Below are 2577 nucleotides of genomic sequence, written 5' to 3'. Positions count from 1 at the left end.
GTAAGCACCCGATAAATTCCCCGTTTTAGTATTCATCATAATTTTTGATCTTTGCCGGCAAACATAACAATATATGACGCCGATAAGCAAAGAAGAATTTATGGTGATACTGGAACGCCGGCAGAACAGTGGATTAAGCATCAAAGATTTTTGTTCCAATGAATCATACGCTGTTTCAAGTTTTCATTACCGGAAAAGCAAATTTGGATTAACCCGTCCATACAATACTCATGCAGGTAAGACTGCTGTGGAAAAACTGGCCCCCATCAGCTTTAATCTTCCGGGAAATAAGCCTGCACGTAAAGCTGCCACATCGGGTAATAATAAAGGAGAGGTCAGAATAAAACTTCCGGGTGGTATCCGGGTCAGTTTTACAGGCAGCACTCAAACAGAAGCCGCTATTAATTTACTCACTCAAATCTGCTCTTCCCATGTTCTGTCTAAATGATGCCATGCGCTATTTTCTCTGTCCGGGGAAAACCGACATGCGCAAAGGGATGAACTCTCTGTGCGGAGTTGTACAGAACCAAATGGGATACGATGTTCGTATGGGTGACTGTTTCATTTTCATAAACAGAACCCGCACCACTATGAAAATCCTGCATGCCGAAGACGGAGGTCTGGTTCTATACATGAAAAGACTTGAAGAGGGAACCTTTCGTTTGCCCGGATATGATAAAGAGAGCCGGTCATACCCCATGAGCTGGACAGATTTGGTTATGATGGTTGAAGGAATACGGGACGATCCGAACAACAGGTTGAAGCGACTAAAAGCGCTTAGGAATCACCGGTAAAAAACTTAAATAAAAGTATAAAATATTGCGCTGAAAGCTTGTCTGATTCAGGGGTTTTTAGTATTTTTACGACTAAATAAAAGCCCTTAAAATGGATCAGGCAGAAGCATCAGCGCTCTTAATAAAATCGCAGGCGGAACAAATCCGTCAGCTCTCCGAGGCTAATGCTAAACAGGCGGAACAGTTGACTAACCTGCAACAAAAGATAGACGAGCTCCTTTCGCAAATAGCCTGGTTTACCCGTCAGTTTTACGGACGTAAAAGCGAAAAGTTATCCCGTCTTGATCCCAATCAGCTAAATTTATTTGAAACGCCACAGGATGAGCGCAAACGTCAGGAAGAAATAGAGGCAGAACGCATTGCGGCAGAAAAACAGATCGAGCAGCGTACTGCCGAGAGAAAAAAGGCTCGTTCCAATCGCAAGCTATTGGAAGGACTGCCTGTTATAGAAGTAGTGATTGAGCCGGAAGATGTTGACAGGGACAAATACAAACGCATAGGAGAAGAACGTACCCGAACACTGGAGTTTGAACCGGGTAAACTGTATGTAAAAGAGATCGTACGTCCAAAATATGGATTAAAAGACAATCTTATACCTTCAACAGAAGAAACCCCTGCGGTAATAATAGCACCGCTTCCACTGCTGCCTGTATACAAAGGACTCCCGGGAGCCAGCCTTCTTTCAGAGATACTGCTTCAGAAGTATGAGTATCACCTGCCTTTTTACCGTCAGATAAAACAGTTTCATCATCTGGGCGTAAAAATACCTGCAAATACCCTCAGTGGATGGTTTAAACCTGCATGTGAGTTGCTCAGTCCGCTATACAAGGTCTTGAAGGAAGAAGTTTTGGATACGGACTACATACAGGTTGATGAAACAACCCTGCCGGTTATAAACAAAGATAGTCACTATGCAAAAAAGGAATACCTCTGGATGGTAAGATCCGTAATGAAGAAACTGGTTTTCTTTCATTATGATGAAGGGTCAAGATCGGGAGAAACAGCCTGTTCTTTATTAAAATCATTTGAAGGTTACCTTCAAAGTGATGGGTTTAGCGCCTATAATGTTTTTGAAAGTAATGACAGGGTATGCCTTGTCAGCTGTATGGCCCATATAAGGCGACGCTATGAAACAGCGTTGGATGAAAATAAAACGCCGGCCGAATATGCATTAAAGCAGATACAGCAACTTTACCGAATAGAAAGAATGGCAGATGAGCAGAACCTGTCGTTTGATGAGCGCTGTAAAAAAAGGAATGAGCTTGCCGCTCCCATATTGCTGTCTTTTGAAAAATGGATGGAGAAAACATATCCGACGGTATTACCCAAGAGCCGTATGGGTGAAGCAATCAGTTACTCCTACGCTTTATGGCCACGTATGAAAAATTATTTAAAAGACGGCAGATTAAAAATAGATAACAACCTGGCAGAAAATGCCATCAGACCGATAGCAGTATCACGGAAAAACTTTTTGTTCTGCGGTAACCACGAGGCTGCTCAGAATACTGCCGTAATCTGTTCTTTGCTTACCTCGTGCAAAGAATCCGGTGTAAACCCCAGAGAGTGGCTTAATGATGTAATCTCAAAAATGCCATACCTGCAGAAACCGGGAAATGATGAAGCCCTGAAGGCTCTCTTGCCTAACAGGTGGGAAAAAGAGAAATCTAATAATACGCTAATAATACGCTAACGATTACCGGTAAAGTTTGGAATCTCTGCACCAAGATTATAAACGCCAAAGTTTATTAGGAATAAATCAAGGGGTATTTAATCGGGTGCTTAC

The 2577-nt window shown here is 42.5% G+C and carries 3 protein-coding genes; all 3 read left to right on the top strand.

What is annotated here, in order from left to right; translation table 11 throughout:
- Positions 1-73 precede the first annotated feature (73 nt).
- The 3 genes from tnpA to tnpC all read left to right on the top strand — a co-directional run bounded on the left by tnpA (position 74) and on the right by tnpC (position 2484).
- Complete coding sequence (gene tnpA, locus EJN84_RS12125; protein WP_238944025.1) at positions 74-448, top strand: IS66 family insertion sequence element accessory protein TnpA; 375 nt, start codon at positions 74-76, stop codon at positions 446-448.
- Positions 432-794, top strand: a complete 363-nt coding sequence (gene tnpB / locus EJN84_RS12120) for an IS66 family insertion sequence element accessory protein TnpB (RefSeq protein ID WP_165004356.1) — start codon at positions 432-434, stop codon at positions 792-794. The genes tnpA and tnpB overlap by 17 nt, the downstream gene beginning before the upstream one ends.
- A gap of 91 nt (positions 795-885) precedes the next feature.
- A complete protein-coding gene (gene tnpC / locus EJN84_RS12115; protein WP_129595666.1) occupies positions 886-2484 on the top strand; it encodes an IS66 family transposase in 1599 nt (532 codons plus the stop codon).
- Positions 2485-2577: the final 93 nt, after the last annotated feature.

Source organism: Seramator thermalis, assembly GCF_004138125.1.
GTDB classification, from domain to species: Bacteria; Bacteroidota; Bacteroidia; order Bacteroidales; family Dysgonomonadaceae; genus Seramator; species Seramator thermalis.
Note: the sequence above shows the minus strand (reverse complement) of the source record. Positions and strands in the feature narration are given on the sequence as shown.

Excerpts from the sequence above, each read along its gene's own strand:
- tnpB (WP_165004356.1), top strand. The coding sequence starts at position 432 with ATGTTCTGTCTAAATGATGCCATGCGCTATTTTCTCTGTCCGGGGAAA.
- tnpA (WP_238944025.1), top strand. The coding sequence starts at position 74 with ATGACGCCGATAAGCAAAGAAGAATTTATGGTGATACTGGAACGCCGG.
- tnpC (WP_129595666.1), top strand. The coding sequence starts at position 886 with ATGGATCAGGCAGAAGCATCAGCGCTCTTAATAAAATCGCAGGCGGAA.